Source organism: Fictibacillus sp. b24, from assembly GCF_030348825.1.
In the GTDB taxonomy this organism is placed as follows: Bacteria; Bacillota; Bacilli; order Bacillales; family Fictibacillaceae; genus Fictibacillus.
This window is the reverse complement of the sequence record NZ_JAUCES010000005.1, coordinates 2,280,047-2,297,653: the sequence shown is the minus strand read 5'-3', so window position 1 is coordinate 2,297,653 and position 17,607 is coordinate 2,280,047. Positions and strand designations below refer to the sequence as shown.

General features: G+C 39.1%; 18 protein-coding genes. 12 read left to right on the top strand and 6 right to left on the bottom strand.

Annotated elements, in window-relative coordinates; genetic code table 11:
• Positions 1-25 precede the first annotated feature (25 nt).
• The 3 genes from QUF49_RS11835 to QUF49_RS11825 form a co-directional block, all read right to left on the bottom strand.
• Complete coding sequence (locus tag QUF49_RS11835; protein ID WP_289497722.1) at positions 26-523, bottom strand: hypothetical protein; 498 nt, start codon at positions 521-523, stop codon at positions 26-28.
• On the bottom strand, positions 465-665 hold the full coding sequence (locus tag QUF49_RS11830; RefSeq protein WP_289495824.1) for a YlaI family protein: 201 nt from the start codon (positions 663-665) through the stop codon (positions 465-467). Before QUF49_RS11830 ends, QUF49_RS11835 begins: the two co-directional genes overlap by 59 nt.
• A 155-nt stretch (positions 666-820) precedes the next feature.
• On the bottom strand, positions 821-1,450 hold the full coding sequence (locus QUF49_RS11825) for a YhcN/YlaJ family sporulation lipoprotein (protein WP_289497642.1): 630 nt from the start codon (positions 1,448-1,450) through the stop codon (positions 821-823).
• A gap of 134 nt (positions 1,451-1,584) precedes the next feature.
• On the opposite strand from QUF49_RS11825, the gene QUF49_RS11820 reads away from it, so the two are divergent.
• The gene (locus QUF49_RS11820; RefSeq protein ID WP_289495823.1) at positions 1,585-2,919 is read left to right on the top strand and encodes a PhoH family protein; all 1,335 of its coding nucleotides are present in this window, start codon (positions 1,585-1,587) and stop codon (positions 2,917-2,919) included.
• 41 nt (positions 2,920-2,960) lie between these two features.
• Here the strand turns inward: QUF49_RS11820 and QUF49_RS11815 are convergent, their stop codons facing one another.
• Complete coding sequence (locus QUF49_RS11815; RefSeq protein WP_289495822.1) at positions 2,961-3,464, bottom strand: peptidyl-prolyl cis-trans isomerase; 504 nt, start codon at positions 3,462-3,464, stop codon at positions 2,961-2,963.
• 144 nt (positions 3,465-3,608) lie between these two features.
• Between QUF49_RS11815 and QUF49_RS11810 the strand changes: the two genes are divergently transcribed.
• On the top strand, positions 3,609-3,878 hold the full coding sequence (locus QUF49_RS11810; RefSeq protein WP_373869433.1) for a YlaN family protein: 270 nt from the start codon (positions 3,609-3,611) through the stop codon (positions 3,876-3,878).
• On the opposite strand, the gene QUF49_RS11805 is transcribed toward QUF49_RS11810, so the two are convergent.
• A complete protein-coding gene (locus tag QUF49_RS11805) occupies positions 3,844-4,080 on the bottom strand; it encodes a hypothetical protein (RefSeq protein WP_289495821.1) in 237 nt (78 codons plus the stop codon). The two genes, QUF49_RS11810 and QUF49_RS11805, sit on opposite strands and share 35 nt — an antisense overlap.
• Positions 4,081-4,439: 359 nt before the next feature.
• Here QUF49_RS11805 and ftsW point away from each other — a divergent pair, with 359 nt between their 5' ends.
• Positions 4,440-5,606: a putative lipid II flippase FtsW gene (gene ftsW / locus QUF49_RS11800; protein ID WP_289495820.1), complete on the top strand. Its 1,167-nt coding sequence runs from the start codon at positions 4,440-4,442 to the stop codon at positions 5,604-5,606.
• A 22-nt stretch (positions 5,607-5,628) separates the two neighbouring features.
• Complete coding sequence (gene pyc / locus QUF49_RS11795; RefSeq protein ID WP_289495819.1) at positions 5,629-9,072, top strand: pyruvate carboxylase; 3,444 nt, start codon at positions 5,629-5,631, stop codon at positions 9,070-9,072.
• A gap of 256 nt (positions 9,073-9,328) precedes the next feature.
• Here the strand turns inward: pyc and QUF49_RS11790 are convergent, their stop codons facing one another.
• Complete coding sequence (locus QUF49_RS11790; protein ID WP_289495818.1) at positions 9,329-10,216, bottom strand: COX15/CtaA family protein; 888 nt, start codon at positions 10,214-10,216, stop codon at positions 9,329-9,331.
• Positions 10,217-10,597: 381 nt separating this feature from the next.
• Here QUF49_RS11790 and cyoE point away from each other — a divergent pair, with 381 nt between their 5' ends.
• The 8 genes from cyoE (at position 10,598) to QUF49_RS11750 (ending at position 17,580) form a co-directional block, all read left to right on the top strand.
• Positions 10,598-11,491 carry a heme o synthase gene (cyoE, locus tag QUF49_RS11785; RefSeq protein ID WP_289497641.1) on the top strand — a complete coding sequence of 298 codons (894 nt, stop codon included), beginning with the start codon at positions 10,598-10,600 and terminating at the stop codon, positions 11,489-11,491.
• A 174-nt stretch (positions 11,492-11,665) separates the two neighbouring features.
• Complete coding sequence (gene coxB, locus QUF49_RS11780) at positions 11,666-12,685, top strand: cytochrome c oxidase subunit II (protein WP_289497640.1); 1,020 nt, start codon at positions 11,666-11,668, stop codon at positions 12,683-12,685.
• Between the two features lie 31 nt (positions 12,686-12,716).
• Positions 12,717-14,561, top strand: coding sequence for a cytochrome c oxidase subunit I (gene ctaD, locus QUF49_RS11775; RefSeq protein ID WP_289495817.1), 1,845 nt, complete (start codon positions 12,717-12,719; stop codon positions 14,559-14,561).
• On the top strand, positions 14,561-15,181 hold the full coding sequence (locus tag QUF49_RS11770; RefSeq protein WP_144700988.1) for a cytochrome c oxidase subunit 3: 621 nt from the start codon (positions 14,561-14,563) through the stop codon (positions 15,179-15,181). The genes ctaD and QUF49_RS11770 overlap by 1 nt, the downstream gene beginning before the upstream one ends.
• A 4-nt stretch (positions 15,182-15,185) precedes the next feature.
• On the top strand, positions 15,186-15,530 hold the full coding sequence (locus tag QUF49_RS11765; protein ID WP_289495816.1) for a cytochrome C oxidase subunit IV family protein: 345 nt from the start codon (positions 15,186-15,188) through the stop codon (positions 15,528-15,530).
• Positions 15,531-15,665: 135 nt separating this feature from the next.
• Complete coding sequence (locus QUF49_RS11760; protein ID WP_289495815.1) at positions 15,666-16,538, top strand: cytochrome c oxidase assembly protein; 873 nt, start codon at positions 15,666-15,668, stop codon at positions 16,536-16,538.
• A 101-nt stretch (positions 16,539-16,639) separates the two neighbouring features.
• Positions 16,640-16,861 carry a hypothetical protein gene (locus QUF49_RS11755; RefSeq protein ID WP_289495814.1) on the top strand — a complete coding sequence of 74 codons (222 nt, stop codon included), beginning with the start codon at positions 16,640-16,642 and terminating at the stop codon, positions 16,859-16,861.
• Positions 16,858-17,580: a nucleotidyltransferase domain-containing protein gene (locus QUF49_RS11750; RefSeq protein WP_353958304.1), complete on the top strand. Its 723-nt coding sequence runs from the start codon at positions 16,858-16,860 to the stop codon at positions 17,578-17,580. Before QUF49_RS11755 ends, QUF49_RS11750 begins: the two co-directional genes overlap by 4 nt.
• Positions 17,581-17,607 lie beyond the last annotated feature (27 nt).

Below are 17,607 nucleotides of genomic sequence, written 5' to 3'. Positions count from 1 at the left end.
CATTTCGAATAGGCTGACGCTAAGGCTAGGCGTCAGCCGTGTTTTTTTTATGCATCTGATTTACAAAGAAACCAATTAGGATAGCAAAAAGTATGTGTCCGATGAGCCATAGAAAAAAGGGCATAGTCAATGGGGGCTGGAAAGGCTTTGAGACTGCTATATAGTAAAGAGGAAAGAAGGTAAGTGACATTATTATATTTATGAAAAGAGAAAGTAAATAAGGGTGATTAAACACAACGCAAATTAAATCAACACATGCAATTAAAGCAATTGCAATGAAAATGTGTAAAACAAATTGCAATGGTTCGTTAAAGATGATGTAATCCGGAAGAGGCAAAAAATCAATGTTTAACAAAAAAGTATAAAGTTTTATCTTAAAGAATAATTCCGTAATGTAAAAAAAACAAGCCAGCAAGATGCCGGCAACTGTACCATAAAAAATCCAAGAAATTATTCTTTTACCATTACCAATCATTATTTGTGTCCGGGCTTCGGTATAAATTAAAATTACCTGTTGATTCACGCTGGGCAGTTTTCCTTGTTATTCGTTCTCTGCATGGATCGCACATGAACGTGTGTATAGGTCGGTTTCTTAATTTTTTTGCAAGTGAGCATTCGTTTTCAATGACTTCTATAGTATCGCATAATACGCATTTTACACGCATCGTATTTCACCTCTTTCAAACAGTATAACATAAAGAAATTGGAAAATTAAATGAATGAGGTGCAATATCGTTTAGTGATAATTATGATTACATAGGAAAACAAAAAACTCATGAAGGCCAATATCCTGCCTTCATGAGTATTACCTATTTTTTAATCAGCTTTCATTCAATCGCTGTGGCTGGTTTTTTTGAGACTTTTCCTGTTTCTGCTGTTGATTCTTAAGCTGCTTTTCTTCCTTTTTATTTAACTGGCTGTTGTTTGTTTCTGTTGGTGACGGCTTTTTCGTTTGAATGCTATGTGGAACTTGAGGCATTAAGCGTCCCACAATACCTGCTAACTCTTTCATGATTCCGCCGATTGGATGGCCTTGGCGAATCTGTCTACCCATCTGACGAAGCCTTTCAACAGTGTCAGGATCAGCTGTAACAACCGCGTTTTTGCCATTTGGATCATTCTTTAATGATTCTGCTACTGAGTACTTAATAGATCCTACACGTGAATTATCAAGCTTTCGATCAACATCTATCCCAACGACTGCATAAGGTCCTAGTACGACTGCAGTTGCGTCCTCAACCCCAGGGATACCCGTAGCTAATCCTACTAGGTGTTTAGAAATTTCTTGAGATCCTTTTGGCTGTTCAGGCTTTTTGCTGTTTGCTGTTTGATTTACTTTTGTTAGCCGTGGTGTGTTCTGATCAGTTTGTGCATTATCGTTCTTATCGTTCATGCATCCAAACAGTACGAAAAACGCACTAAGGACGGCAACAATACGTAATATTTTCATCGGTATCAATCCTTCCAAGTCATTTCCGTTATTTTTTGTACATTCTTCTAACTTTATTCCTTCGTACATACATTTTAATAGGCAGTCCATAAAAAACGCTAAATGAATAGAACTACATTAAGTCAGGAGGCTAAATGTTGAATAAACGATACGTCCTTGATACGAACGTGCTGTTGCAGGATCCTTATTCAATACAATCCTTTGGAGATAGTGAAGTGATCATTCCTGCAGTTGTTTTAGAAGAAGTGGATTCAAAAAAACGTTACATGGACGAAATTGGAAGAAATGCTCGCGAAGTATCACGTTTAATTGATCGTGTGAGACAAAACGGCCAGCTGCATAAAGGAGTTCCACTTGAGAATGGCGGTACACTTCGAGTAGAGCTCAACCATAAATCATTTAAAAGACTTCAGGAAACTTTTGTGGAACCTACAAACGATAATCGGATATTAGCTGTTACATTGAATTTAAAACAAGAAGAAGAGGAGAAAAAGAGCGGTATAAAAGTCATTTTGGTCTCGAAAGATGTTCTTGTCCGAGTAAAAGCTGATGCTCTAGGAATAGAAGCAGAAGACTTTTTAAGCGACAGAGTAATCGATAAGAATGATCAGACGTATACGGGCTATAAAGAAATTTATGTGCAAGGCGACCTTCTGAATAAGTTTTATGAAAAAAATGAGCTTCAGCTGATTGAACTCTCAGGACATTCATTTCACCCACACCAATTCGTCATTTTAAAAGACGTTTTCAGGTCTTCCGTTTCTGCATTAGGAAAAGTTGATGAAAATGGTAAAACACTAAAACCATTGAGATATGATTCTGAGCAGATCTGGGGAATACGAGCAAGAAATGTTCAGCAGAAAATGGCGTTCGAGTTGCTTCTTCGAAAAGATTTGCCTCTTGTTACGCTCATCGGAAAAGCGGGTACCGGAAAAACGCTGATCACGCTTGCTGCGGCACTTCTTCAGACTGAGGATTTAAAAGACTATATTAAGTTGTTTATCGCCCGTCCTATCGTACCTGTTGGGAAAGATATCGGTTATCTTCCAGGAGAAAAAGAAGAAAAGTTAAAGCCTTGGATGCAGCCGGTGTATGATAACTTAGAATATTTATTTAACACAAAAAAGTCTGGAGAATTGGAGAAGATCCTTGCAGGTATAGGCTCTATTCATGTTGAAGCGCTCACTTATATTCGCGGCAGAAGTTTGCCAGATCAATTTATTATTATTGATGAAGCACAAAATTTAACCAAACATGAAGTGAAAACGATTTTGACGAGGGTGGGTGAAGGCAGTAAGATCGTTTTGCTCGGTGATCCGCAGCAGATCGACCATCCTTATCTTGATGAGTTTACCAATGGATTAACATATGTCGTGGAAAAGTTTAAAGATCAAGCGCTAAGCGGACATGTTCGTTTAGAAAAGGGTGAGCGTTCGTCGCTTGCTCAGATTGCAGCTGATTTGCTATAAAAAAGAAAACAGCCCGTGAATGAGCTGTCAAATTTTCCGATTTATAAAATTGTGATGGCAGAAATATACTTGATGGGATTTTCTTTGTTTCGTCCATCGGCAAAATAAAAATGTACCGGTCCATCTTCTTTTAACGGCTTACCGTTATTTGAAAAAGCAAAATATCCGTTTTGTGCTTCCTTAAGTGTGATTTCAACGTTACCGTCCCCTGACTCAATGATAACTTTCTCTGCGTCAGGGTTCGGTTGTGCATTATAGATAAAATATGAGAGAGACATAGCGAAAGATCCTGTCAAAAGCGTTTCTTTTAACGTGGTTTTCGGTTTCTTTTTTTCTTGTTCAGAAGGTGGGATGGCACCTTCTTGTAACTCTCTATCCCAATGAGCAGAAACCTCTTTTAAATATTTTTCCTGTTCACTTTCCGTTGATTTATCTGATTCAAATAATGTGTTTAAATCCTCTTTTCTATCATCAAAAATCCAAACACTTGGATCTAATGTAAGGGGATAGTTTACTTTCCCTTTTAGGGCAACGATGAATTCCATAAAAACCTCCTTGAAAATTGAAAACGCTATTAAAAGCATAGCACGATTATATGAATACTGTAATATGTTGATTTTTTTTATGCAAACCTTTATATTTAAAGGTAGAAATCGTGGCGAACGGAGGGATGATCATTGTCAGCTGAGATGGCAACTGGACATCGGGAAAGGGCATTTGAACTCTTAAAAGCAGATGCAGATAAAATCCTGAAACTAATTGAAGTTCAAATGGAAAACTTAACAATGCCACAATGTCCCCTCTATGAGGAAGTATTGGATACGCAAATGTTTGGTTTATCCCGTGAGATAGATTTTGCAGTCCGTTTAAACTTGGTCGAAGAAGATGCAGGCAAGAAGTTATTAGAGTCGCTCGAAAAGCAGCTTACTGCTTTGCACGATGCATCAATGAAAAAATGATACACACCCAGTCCGATAATACACTTGGACTGGATTTTTTTATATGCATTTTATAAAAAGCTGTTGTCGTATCATTGTTGATTTGAAAGTAGTTGATTTCCGTTCCAGGTGCTCGCTTTCCGCGGGGCAGGCGGTGAGCCACATTCGTACGTTTCACGTATAAGTGTCTCACCTGCCCGCCTGTCCCGCAGGAGTCTCGCACCTTCCACTCCTATCAACTGTCAAAAGTAGAAAAAAATAAAAAATAAAAAAGCAACAATCCTTTAGTAAACTGTCTATTAAAAACCGTGCTTCTTCAAGTAAATCCTGCGAACTCGGCTTTTCTAGTTGCATTTCTCCAAGATGCTTCTTAGGTGGCAGGTAACTCACCTTACACTTCAATTAATTTTTAACACTATTAAGCAATAAATTTAAAAAACAACAGCCTATTCAAAAACAAGACTCACCCATCGAAACATTATAAGAAGCTGATCTTATAGAGTTGAATCAGAAATAAAAAAGGTTTCTGTGATACAATATCTAATAATTATAAAGATACAGACTTCGACAGAGAGGAGAAAGGTGAACAACGTGAAAAAAGCAGTAAGACCCTATGACTATTCTTTGATAGTAGCCGTACTATTATTGTGCAGTGCTGGATTAGTCATGATCTACAGCGCGAGTATAGGGGTAACAATCAATAAGTATGATTACAGCAGCAGTTTTTTCTTCACGAGACAGCTAATCTTTTTGCTTGCTGGATTAGGGCTTATGTATTTTACGATGAGATTCAATGTCCAAATCTATAAAAAGATGATGATGCCGATTGTCTTAGTATCAATCCTTGTGTTAGTTGCAGTATTATTGTTTGGCCGAGAAGTAAATAACGCTAAAAGCTGGCTTTACATAGGTCCAATTGGTATTCAGCCTGCGGAATTTATAAAATTAACTTTAGCCATCTATTTAGCTGCGATCTATTCAAAGAAACAAGGTAAGATGCAAGACTTTAAAAAAGGGGTCATACCGCCTTTAACCATTTTCGCGATAATGTTTCTATTGATACTCAGACAGCCCGATTTAGGTACAGGCATAATAGTATCAGGAGTTGCAGGCATTATTCTTTTCTGTTCTGGTATTAAGTTTAAACATATTTTCTCAATGGTTGCATTAGCCGGTATTGCTGGATTAGGGATATTTCTCCGATTAAGTGATGAACAGTTATCCCGTTTTGACGCTGCATATGCTCCGTTTAAAGATCCTGCAGGTGATGGTTACCAGCTTGTAAATGGCTATATTTCTATAGCTGCAGGTGGAATGACAGGCTCTGGGTTAGGTGAGAGTGTTCAAAAATACGGTTTTCTCCCTGAACCGCATACTGATTTTATTATCGCAATCATTGCTGAAGAACTAGGGTTTATCGGAGTGTTTTTAATCATTCTGTTATTGGGGTATATCGTGTTAAAAGGATTCTGGATTGGAATGCAAAGTAATGATACATACACAAGTCTATTAGCGTTCGGTATTTCTGGCATGATTGGCATCCAAACGGTTGTTAATCTTGGAGCCGCTGTAGGGCTGCTTCCTATTACAGGAGTACCACTGCCGTTTATTTCCTACGGGGGTTCATCCCTTCTTTTGTTTCTAACATCGATGGGGATTCTTATAAACATATCTGCAAAAGTAAATCTGAACAAAAAAGTACCTGACAGACAGCCTGAAGTAAATAAAAAGATAAGAGCTATTATGTAAAGGTAAAAGGAGAGGAACTTGTATGAGCAGAAAAATCAGCAAAGTCTTAGTAGCAAACAGAGGAGAAATCGCAATCCGAATTTTCAGAGCCTGTACAGAACTGGATATTCGAACAGTAGCTATTTACTCAAAGGAAGATACGGGTTCTTATCACCGCTATAAAGCGGATGAAGCTTATCTAGTTGGTGAAGGAAAAAAACCAATAGATGCCTATCTTGATATTGAGGGTATTATCGAAATTGCTAAAACAAACGGTGTTGACGGTATTCATCCAGGTTACGGTTTTCTATCCGAAAACAAAGAATTTGCTGAACGCTGCCGTGAAGAAGGTATTGTTTTTATCGGGCCAGATGAAAAACATCTAGATATGTTCGGAGATAAAGTAAAAGCAAGACAGACTGCCATTGATGCAAACATTCCAGTTATACCTGGAAGTGATGGTCCAGTAAACAGCCTGTCTGAAGTAAAAGATTTTGCAGACGAAAATGGTTTTCCAATCATTATTAAAGCTTCTATGGGTGGCGGTGGACGCGGAATGCGCATCGTCAGAAGTGAGAACTCGTTAGCAGAAAGCTATGACCGTGCCAAATCGGAGGCGAAAGCAGCGTTTGGCAAGGATGAAGTTTATGTTGAGAAATTTGTTGAGAACCCTAAACATATTGAGGTTCAAATCCTTGGAGATCATGAAGGGAACCTTGTCCATTTATATGAGCGCGATTGCTCTGTACAAAGAAGGCATCAAAAGGTTGTAGAAGTAGCGCCAAGTGTTTCTTTAACCGACGAACTGCGTCATGAGATTTGTGAATCAGCGGTCTCACTAATGGAGCATGTCGGTTATATCAATGCTGGAACAGTCGAGTATCTTGTTACACCAGACGGCAAATTTTATTTTATCGAAGTAAATCCCCGCGTTCAGGTTGAGCATACCATTACAGAGATGGTTACGGGGATTGATATTGTACAATCGCAAATTATGATTGCTCAAGGATTCTCCTTACACGGAAAAGAAATTGGAATTCCAAAGCAAGAAGATATTTATTGTCATGGGTATGCAATCCAATCTCGTGTAACGACAGAAGATCCATCTAATCAGTTTATGCCGGATACAGGGAAAATTATGGCTTACCGTTCTGGCGGAGGTTTTGGGGTGCGCTTGGATGCAGGAAACGGATTCCAGGGCGCAATTATCACGCCGTTTTATGATTCCTTGCTCGTAAAGGTTTCAACTTGGGCTTTGTCTTACGAACAAGCGGCATCCAAAATGCTGAGAAACTTAAAAGAATTCCGTATTCGTGGAATTAAAACGAATATTGCGTTCCTTGAAAACGTTGTAACACACCAAAAGTTTTTATCTGGAGACTATGATACTTCCTTTATTGATACAAGCAGTGAACTCTTTGTTTTTCCAAAGCGTAAGGACAGAGGAACGAAGATGCTTTCATATATTGGCGCTACGACAATCAATGGCTTCCCAGGGCTTCAAAAACAGGAAAAACCGTTCTTTGACAAGCCGCGTATTCCAAAGTTTAAACTTTCAGAACCGATTCCTAATGGTACTAAACAGCTATTGGATGCTGAAGGACCAGAAGCAGTAGCACGCTGGGTAAAAGATCAAAAGAAACTTTTACTTACCGACACGACTTTCCGAGATGGCCACCAATCATTGCTGGCGACGCGTGTTCGTACGAATGACCTTCTGCACATTGCTGAACCGACAGCGAGATTATGGCCGGATATGTTTTCTTTAGAGATGTGGGGAGGAGCGACTTTTGATGTATCTTATCGCTTCCTAAATGAAGATCCGTGGGACCGCCTTATTAAACTTAGAGAAAAAGCACCAAATGTACTATTCCAAATGCTTTTACGAGCATCAAATGCGGTAGGCTATAAAAACTATCCAGATAATGTAGTTGAAGAATTTGTTAAAAAGTCAGCAATGGCTGGTATCGATGTTTTCCGTATCTTTGACAGCCTAAACTGGGTTGAAGGTATGAAAGTAGCAATCAGAGCCGTTCGTGAAACAGGAAAGATTGCTGAAGCGGCGATTTGTTATACAGGAGATATATTAGATCCGAGCAGAACAAAGTATGATCTAAACTATTATGTGAATCTAGCGAAAGAGCTTGAAGCAGAAGGAGCTCATATCTTAGCCATTAAAGATATGGCGGGTCTATTAAAGCCACAGGCTGCTTATGATCTAGTATCTGCACTTAAGCAATCAATCGATATTCCAATTCATCTGCATACACATGACACGAGTGGGAATGGAATCTATACTTACGCCAAAGCTGCTGAAGCTGGCGTGGATATCGTGGATGTTGCTGTAAGTTCTATGGCTGGACAAACATCACAGCCAAGCGCTAACTCTCTGTATTATGCATTAGCAGGTAATGAGAGACAGCCAGACTTAAATATTGATCATGCAAAACAACTTTCTTCTTACTGGGAAGATATTAGAAAGTATTATTCAGGATTTGAAAGCGGAATGCCTGCTCCCGATCCAGAAGTTTACGAACATGAGATGCCAGGAGGACAGTTTAGTAACCTTCAGCAGCAAGCAAAAGCTGTTGGCCTTGGCGACCGTTGGGATGAAGTGAAACAAATGTATCGCAGAGTTAATGATATGTTCGGCGATGTGGTAAAAGTTACTCCTTCTTCAAAAGTGGTAGGAGATATGGCATTATACATGGTTCAAAATAACTTAACTGAAGATGATGTTTATGATCGAGGAGAATCACTAGATTTCCCTGACTCTGTTGTAGAATTCTTTCAAGGGTACCTGGGACAGCCGTATGAAGGTTTTCCAAGAGAACTGCAGCGTATTGTACTAAAAGGAAGAGAACCTCTGACAGTGAGGCCAGGAGAGCTTTTAGAAGCTGCTGATTTTAATGATATAAAAGAAACCTTGTTTCATAAGATCAACCGTCAAGTTACAAGTTTTGATGTATTGGCATATGCGTTATACCCAAAAGTGTTCTTAGATCGTGAAAAGATGTATTCACAATTTGGTGATATTTCTGTCCTCGACACTCCAACTTTCTTCTATGGAATGAAGCTTGGGGAGGAAATTGAAGTTGAAATTGAACAAGGTAAGACGCTGATTGTTAAACTAGTCTCAATCGGTGAGGCTCAAACTGACGGATCTCGAGTACTTTACTTTGAACTAAACGGTCAATCACGTGAAATTGTGGTAATTGATGAAAGTGCAAAAGTAACGGTATCTGCCAAACAAAAAGTAGATCACTCAAACCCTTCTCAAATTGGTGCAAGTATGCCTGGAACTGTGATTAAAGTTTTAGTTGAAAAAGGGGAAAAAGTAAAAAAAGGTGATCACCTTATGATCACAGAAGCAATGAAGATGGAAACGACGGTACAAGCTCCATTTGACGGAACAGTTAAAGAAATATCTGTTCAAAACGGAGAAGGTATTGCGGCTGGAGATCTTCTTATCGAATTAATCAAATAAGCTATGTTGCTCTTGGAAGTAGTTGGTTTTCGTTACAGGATGCTCGCTTTCCGCGGGGCGTGCGGTGAGCCACTTTGGTGCTTTGCACCTACAGTGTCTCACCTGTCACGCTGCACCCGCAGGAGTCTCGCACCTTCCACTCCAACCAACTTGCCACTGAAGCAAAACATCAAAATAAGCAACATTACCCTTTTGATAAGTGAATTAAGAAAAAAATAAAAAGACCAAGGTGCAATTGAAGCACCTTGGTCTTTTTTTATTTCCGATAAACAATTAATACTAAATAGCTCAACGTACCAAACAGGAAAGAGATGATCAAACCATGTGATAAAGCTACAAACAAGTTCAGGTTTGAAAGTACAATCATAATCCCTGATACAGCTTGCAATATGACAAATAACAAAGCAAACTGAAAACCTTTGTTCACCACTTTTTGATCACTGTAATGCTTTCTTGCATGATACCAAGAGATCGCAATCCACAAGAAGAGTACGATAGCAGCGATTCTATGCATCAAATGTATGCTAGCTTGTGATCCTAATGCTGCGAGTACTGAACCGTTACATAGAGGAAACTCAGGACCGCAGCCCATGCTCGAGCCGGTATGTCTTACAAGAGCTCCTGTGTATACAACAGCGTACAAATAAACAAATAACCAGTAGATATTCTTTTTAAACCCTGGTGATACCTTAGCAATAAAAGGCCGGTCCCGATCCTCGAATGAAAGAATCGCTAGCAGCAACACACTTGCAAACGAAACTAGTGAAAATCCAAAGTGAGAAGCAAGTACGGCTGATGACTGGCTCCAAATAACAGCTGCTGCTCCTAAAAGTCCTTGAAGGACAATGAAGAACACTGCAGAACCTGCTAGGATTTTAATTTCTTTTTTATGGGGTTCTCGTCTCCAAGCCCATATAGCCAGTATAATAACTAAGATTCCGAGCCAAGCAGAAACAAAACGGTGACTTACTTCAATTATGGTTTCAAGTTTAGGTGCTGTTGGCAATAGTTCTCCATAACAGAGTGGCCAAGAATTTCCGCAGCCATCACCGGAATCAGTTTTTGTTACAACAGCTCCCATGAGTAAAACGAGCAGCATACCAAAGGTAGTAATAATAGAATAGATTTGATAAGCTCTTTTCAATTCATTCACCTGCTTTTTTTGTCCTATAACCGTTCACAAATTTGTAATATTTTCAACTAGTAATGCAGACACCCCGATAGTACAAATAATATAAGAAGTTGTCTATATTAGTCGAAGTATACAAAGCACTTGTTTTGTTTTATAATGTTAGAGGACATTTTCTTTATATATCACTATCCTATCATATAGGTAAAACGTTCTACTTTACATATTGTGAACAGATAAAGACATTTTTTTACCGTTGATTTTAGAGTCAAGCCCATATAGAATGAATGAGGGCTTAAATAACAACAAAAGAAAGATTTGGAACATTTTACTCTAAAAAAGGAGGTGTATCTGTTGAGCAAGACTTCAACTTCATATGAAGCCGCTAACAAAGTAATGGAACCTGGACCGCTTTCAGAAGCGAACCCGACAGGCACCTGGAAAGATTTTTTGACCATTGCAAAACTTGGAATCGTTATGAGTAATCTAATCACGACATTTGCAGGATTTTTCTTGGCCTTAAAATATAATGATTTATTATTTTCAGAGAACATCGTTACCTTAATTCTTTGTGTATTAGGTGCAGCGTTAGTTATAGCAGGAGGCTGCTGTTTAAATAACTATATTGATAGAGATATTGATCAACTTATGGAAAGAACGATTGAACGTCCGACAGTGACTGGCAGAATCAATCCGAGTCAAGTATTATGGGTTGGTATTATTCTTTCCGCAATCGGAACAGTTATGCTTGCCATGACTACTCTAACCGCAGCTGTAATAGGACTGATTGGACTCTTTGTATATGTTGTTGTATATACGATGTGGCTAAAGCGCACCCACTCTATTAATACGGTTGTGGGAGGTATATCAGGAGCAGTTCCGCCGTTAATCGGCTGGGCCGCAGTAGACGCTAATCTGCACTGGGTTGCTTGGATCTTATTTTTAATCATGTTCTTATGGCAGCCGCCTCACTTCTTAGCTCTTGCTATGAAGCGCTGCGAGGATTATAGAAATGCTGGTATTCCTATGCTTCCGGTAGTATCCGGTTTTGCACTTACTAAACGTCAGATGATCTGGTATGTGGCGGCTTTGCTGCCAGTGTCTCTTTACCTGTTTGACTTTGGTGTTGTCTATTTAATCTTGGCTGCCGTGTTAGGAACGGGCTGGCTAATCTTAGCTCTTTCTGGGTTAAAGACAAAAGATGATATTAAGTGGGCTCGCATGATGTTCGTGTATTCTTTGAACTACATGACCATTATGTTTGTAGCCATGATTCTAGTAAACATATAGAAATCCTTACCGGAACAGCGCCTTAATTGTGCTGTTCCTGTAATTGCCTTTACATAAAAGGGCTTTCATAAAAGCTATTTAGCTATTTCCATTCAAATAAATATTTATTTGAAGTGAATAGAAAGAACATTCAGTCAAAACAGACTACAACGAGAAAGTGGGGTATATGTAGTGATGAAAAAATGGCTACAAAAAGGGCGTTTTCTTTCCTTATTTGCCATGTTGGCTCTTCTTTTGATGGGGTGCGGAGATCCGACTCTATCGGCTTTAATTCCGCAAGGTGAAGTTGCTGACAAACAGTTCCAGCTGATGCTGATATCTATTAGTATTATGATTCTGGTGCTAGTGGTAGTTTTCGTTCTTTATGCATTCGTATTATTGAAGTTTAGAAAGAAAAAAGGTGATAACTCAACACCTAAGCAAGTGGAAGGTAACCACATGCTTGAATTATTATGGACAGTTATTCCGATTCTTTTGCTTATCATCCTAGCTGTTCCAACTGTAATGAGAACGTTTGAATTCTCTGCAGATGCTAAACCAGCGTCAAAGAATGAGTTAAGCATTAAAGTTACTGGACACCAATATTGGTGGGAGTTTGAGTATCCGAAAGAAGAACTTATTACATCTCAGGAGTTAGTATTGCCTGCAGATACAAGAGTACATGTTGAATTATCATCTGCTGATGTTATTCACTCTTTCTGGATTCCTTCACTTGCTGGAAAAACAGATACAAACCCTGGAGACAAGAACAAGAACTATATGTGGTTTGAAACTGGAAGCAAGACAGATGTTGTGTATAAAGGGAAATGTGCTGAGCTTTGTGGTGCATCTCATGCATTAATGGATTTTAAAGTAAGAGTAGTTTCAAAAGAAGACTATAAGAATTGGGTTGCGGGCTTTAAAGCGGCTGACGACAAATCTTCTGCTAATGCTAACGGACAACAAGTCTTTGAAAAGAACTGTTTATCTTGTCACGCTGTTGGACAAAACGGTGGTAATACAGGCCCTAGCTTAACTGGTTTCGGGGATAAAGACCGTATTGCAGGGATCTTAGAACATGACAAAGATAATCTGAAAGAATGGATCAAGGATCCTCAAGAAGTAAAACCAGGCAACAGCATGCCTAAGGTTAACCTTTCTGATGAGGAAATTGATGCAGTTGCAGATTACTTGTTAGGTCTTAAATTGAAATAGTCTTAAGCATTGCAAAAAAGGAGGTTACACCGTGGCAACTCACGAAAGTCACAAAAAGAGAAGTGGGTTAATGGATTGGCTCACTACCGTTGACCATAAAAAGATCGGTATTTTGTATCTTTTAGCAGGCGGGTTCTTCTTCTTAATCGGAGGACTTGAAGCTGTTTTAATGCGTATTCAATTAATGGAACCAGACAGCAAGATATTTACTGGTGAACTTTATAATCAATTATTAACGATGCATGGAACGACGATGATTTTCTTGGCAGCCATGCCGATCATCTTCGGATTCATGAACGCAATTGTTCCATTACAATTAGGAGCTCGTGACGTAGCGTTTCCATACGTAAACGCAGTCGGTTTTTGGTTATTCTTCTTCGGTGGAGTTCTATTAAACCTTAGCTGGTTCTTAGGTGGAGCACCAGAAGCTGGATGGACAGCTTATGCACCTCTATCAACCGTAGCTGAAGATACTGGGGTAGATTTCTATGTACTTGGTCTTCAGATCGCTGGGGCAGGTACACTTGCAGGGGGGATTAACTTCCTTGTAACGATCATTAACATGCGTGCACCAGGTATGACGTTTATGCGTATGCCATTGTTCACTTGGGCTTCATTTGTTACATCTGGACTTATCTTATTCGCATTCCCTGCACTTACAGTTGGATTCTTCCTTCTAATGTTTGAACGTGTATTTGATGCTAATTTCTTTAATCCAGATATGGGTGGTAACATTTTAATCTGGGAACACATTTTCTGGATCTTTGGTCACCCTGAAGTTTATATCTTGATTCTACCTGCTTTTGGTATTATCTCTGAAGTTATTTCTACATTCTCAAATAAGCGCTTGTTCGGTTACAGCGCGATGGTATTTGCGACAGTTCTAATCGGATTCTTAGGGTTCATGGTTTGGGTTCACCACATGTTTACAGTTGGTTTAGGACCTGTAGCAAACTCTATTTTTGCCGTAGCAACAATGGCAATCGCAATACCGACTGGCGTAAAGATCTTTAACTGGATCTTCACGATGTGGGGCGGACAAATCCGCTTTTCAACAGCAATGCTTTTTGCAGTAGGATTCGTACCAACTTTTGTAATGGGTGGGGTAACCGGGGTTATGCTTTCTGTTCCTGCGGCTGACTATCAGTACCACGATAGTTACTTTGTAGTAGCTCACTTCCACTATGTAATCGTAGGTGGTCTGATTTTAGGTTTATTCTCAGGGTTATACTATTGGTACCCAAGAATGTTTAACCGAGTTTTAAATGAAACACTTGGAAAATGGAATTTCTGGCTGTTCTTTATCGGGTTCCACTTAACGTTCTTCCCGCAGCACTGGTTAGGACTAATGGGTATGCCTAGACGTGTTTATACATATATGTCTGGACAAGAACTTGACGGAGCAAACTTTGTAAGTACGATCGGTGCCATTCTAATGGGTGCTGGAACAATTGTACTTTTAATCAACATCATTATTTCAGCATCATCTAAATATGCAACAACGAAAGATCCTTGGGATGGCCGTACGTTAGAGTGGGCTATGCCAGTTCCAACACCAGAATACAACTTTGCACAAACGCCACTTGTTCGTGGTCTTGATGCTTTGTATGTTGAGAAAACAGCTGGTAATGGAGAAATGACACCTGCAGAACCTGTAGGAGAAATTCACATGCCGAACGGTTCAATTCTTCCGTTTATTTTATCTCTAGGCATGTTCATTTCTGGATTTGGCTTCATCTATGCGAACTGGATCGTAGCAGGTGCTGGTTTAGGACTTGTATTGATTACGATGTTCCTGCGTTCAATTATTGATGATCATGGTTACCATATTCATAAAGAAGAAGTTGAAGCAGACATTAAAGGGGGTAGAGCTTAATGAATGCTGGAGAACGTTTAACAGATGCTAATTTCCCTGCTCATCCTGAAAAAGCTACCCTTGAAGGTAAAAATAAGTTTTTAGGATTCTGGCTGTTCCTTGGTGGAGAGACTGTTCTATTCGCAACACTTTTCGGAACATATCTTGGTCTAAGAAATATGCATTTAGATGGTCCATCTGGGGCAGAATTATTCTCACTGCCATTAGTATTTTTAGCTACGATGCTGCTACTAACAAGCTCACTAACGAGTGTGTATGCAGTACTTTCATTAAAACAAAACAAAGTACGTTCTTTGCAAGGCTGGTTCCTCGTAACATTATTATTAGGTCTTGGATTCCTAGGTTTAGAAATTTATGAATTCATACATTATGTTCATGAAGGGCATACATTTACTAGCTCTGCATTCGGTTCTGCTTTCTATACACTAGTTGGTTTCCACGGAGCCCACGTATTATTTGGGATACTTTGGATCACAACATTGCTAGCGAGAAACTGGAACAGAGGCATTACCTTATCTAATGCACCTAAGTATTACTTGTTTGCTTTATATTGGCACTTTGTCGATGTTGTATGGGTATTCATCTTTACAGTTGTTTATCTAATGGGAAAGGTAGGTTAAACTCATGGCTAATCACCAACAGAACCCTGAAACTACCGTTCATCGTCACGAGGAGATTCAGCGTAAACTTGCCTTGAAAGAGGAGCGTAAGCATCATAACGTTTCTTTTATCATGATGATTCTTTTAACGATCGTTGCGTTTTTTGCGATCTGGAGTGACAAAATCAGCGATTCGTTTGCTGTATTGTTTATTCTTACACTGGCAGTTGTTCAAGTTTTCTTCCAGCTATATGTTTGGATGCACTTAAGCCACAAAGGACATGACTTCCCAATCTGGGGGATGGCGAGTGGAATACTCGTTGCAGCTATTACAGTAGCATCCTTAATGGGACTAATTTGGACATCGTAAGAAAGAAGGGCTGCATACTCGTATGCAGCCCTTTTTACATGTTACAAAATTACGAATTGTCACTATTATTCCATTACAAGTACCCAAAAGACTGGTATAGTAGTATCGGGTACTTTCTTAAAGGAGATGACAGACATGCACCATAATCACCATGTTCATCATACTAGTTTGAGCGATTATAGCTGGTACGAACTATATCCGCCTTTTATATATGTTTTGGCAATTGTTCTTGCTTTAGTTTACTTCCGATGGATCATACGAGGGAAAAACGGGGAGAACTTAGCATCTGGATGGCAAAAAGCAGCTATGACAGCTGCATTAGTATTAATGATTATTATTAAAGGTACACCTGTTCAGGTATTAGGGCACAATTACTTATTTAGTGTACATATGGTACAGATGGCTGTACTATATTTAATGATTGCTCCACTCATAATTCTTTCGGTTCCCGAAGTAAGATGGAGCAGCTGGTTGAGTAAGGAATCTTTTTTAACTCGTATTTTTCATTTTCTAACAAAACCTCTAATTGCGTTACTCGTTTTTAATACCGTATTTTCTTTGTATCATATACCACTAGTGTTCGATGCGGCTGTTTCAAACCCAGTGATCCATTATGTTTATCATGCATTACTGCTTTTAACTGCATTTACGATGTGGTGGCCAGTACTTTGTCCGGTAAAAGATCTTGATTCTTTGTCGGACATTAAAAAAATTGGTTATGTGTTTGCCAATGGTGTATTAATGACACCTGCATGTGCTCTCATCATGTTTGCTGATTTTCAGCTATATGAAACGTACAGAAACGTTCCACAGTTATATGCTACGATGACTCCTAAGGAAGATCAGCATGTAGGCGGTGTTACGATGAAAATCTTCCAAGAAGTAGTATATGCTTTTGTTCTTGGTCTCATCTTTTTTAGATGGGTTAAAAAGGAACGTATTCGTGATAAAGCTGACTTAGATATGATAAAAAGACAAAACAACCGATTGAATCCTGAATTGAAATAACCAGCGCTTGCTGGTTATTTTTTTAAGGTCTTTTCTAAAAGATTGATGCTTTTGGGTAAGTTTGTTCTTTCTCTTCATGGATTAGTTGATTGGAGTGTAGGGTGCGAGACTCCTGCGGGACAAGCGGTCAGGTGAGACCCTTAATGGCGCAAAGCGGCAAGGGGCTCACCGATTGCCCCGCGGAAAGCGAGCGCCTGAAACGGAAATCAACTCTTTCAGACCAACAAAATTTGCAAATCAGTCTTCTGAAAAAAAAGAAAAAACACTGTTCATGTAGAATAATAAATAGAAAGCCAAGTAAAGAAGGGGAAGAGAAAATATGAGAATCAGCGCCAGACAAGCAGCCAAAAAATTTATAGAGTCTCACTATCCGAACTGTGAAGTCGCCTATTTGGCTGGAAGTGTTGTTAGAGGAGAAGAAACGGAAAGCTCAGATTTAGATATTATTATTATTGATAGTTCGGTAGGTGAATCATATCGTGAATCACTTACAGAGTATGATTGGCCGATAGAAGTTTTCGTTCATAATATGTTTACATACAAAAACTACTTTAAACAAAATATAGATCGAGCAAGACCATCTCTTCCGCAAATGTGTGCAGAAGGTATTATTTTATGTGATAAAGGACAAGCTTCACGAATTAAAAATGAAGCACTTCAATTATTAAAAGCAGGACCTACTCCGTGGAAAACGGTTGAGATCGAACAAGCGCGCTATCATTTGACAGATCTTCTGAACGACCTAGAAGGCTCAACAAATGCTCTTGAAGATTTATTTATCGTTTCCAAGCTTGCAGACCGCACACATGAATTTGTATTGCGTGTTAACGGACATTGGATTGGCGAAGGGAAATGGATTCTTAGAGCTTTAAAAGAATTCAATGAAACATTTGCTGAACAATTTGCTTTTGTATTTGATGATTATTATTCAAGTCGTTCGAAAACAGGAGTTATCCAATTTGTTGATGAAGTAATCGCTCCATATGGTGGCCGTCTTTTTGAAGGGTACTCCTCTCATCCTACCAATCGCGCAGCAGAATAGAAAAAATCCCTCATCGCTGAGGGATTT

Bases quoted from the DNA above. Each gene is read 5' to 3' on its own strand.
- cyoE (WP_289497641.1), top strand. From the start codon at position 10,598: ATGGAACCTGGACCGCTTTCAGAAGCGAACCCGACAGGCACCTGGAAA.
- QUF49_RS11830 (WP_289495824.1), bottom strand. From the start codon at position 665: ATGCGTGTAAAATGCGTATTATGCGATACTATAGAAGTCATTGAAAAC.
- QUF49_RS11760 (WP_289495815.1), top strand. From the start codon at position 15,666: ATGCACCATAATCACCATGTTCATCATACTAGTTTGAGCGATTATAGC.
- QUF49_RS11810 (WP_373869433.1), top strand. From the start codon at position 3,609: ATGGCAACTGGACATCGGGAAAGGGCATTTGAACTCTTAAAAGCAGAT.
- coxB (WP_289497640.1), top strand. From the start codon at position 11,666: ATGAAAAAATGGCTACAAAAAGGGCGTTTTCTTTCCTTATTTGCCATG.
- QUF49_RS11825 (WP_289497642.1), bottom strand. From the start codon at position 1,450: ATGAAAATATTACGTATTGTTGCCGTCCTTAGTGCGTTTTTCGTACTG.
- QUF49_RS11770 (WP_144700988.1), top strand. From the start codon at position 14,561: ATGAATGCTGGAGAACGTTTAACAGATGCTAATTTCCCTGCTCATCCT.
- QUF49_RS11815 (WP_289495822.1), bottom strand. From the start codon at position 3,464: ATGGAATTCATCGTTGCCCTAAAAGGGAAAGTAAACTATCCCCTTACA.
- QUF49_RS11765 (WP_289495816.1), top strand. From the start codon at position 15,186: ATGGCTAATCACCAACAGAACCCTGAAACTACCGTTCATCGTCACGAG.
- QUF49_RS11820 (WP_289495823.1), top strand. From the start codon at position 1,585: ATGTTGAATAAACGATACGTCCTTGATACGAACGTGCTGTTGCAGGAT.
- QUF49_RS11750 (WP_353958304.1), top strand. From the start codon at position 16,858: ATGAGAATCAGCGCCAGACAAGCAGCCAAAAAATTTATAGAGTCTCAC.
- pyc (WP_289495819.1), top strand. From the start codon at position 5,629: ATGAGCAGAAAAATCAGCAAAGTCTTAGTAGCAAACAGAGGAGAAATC.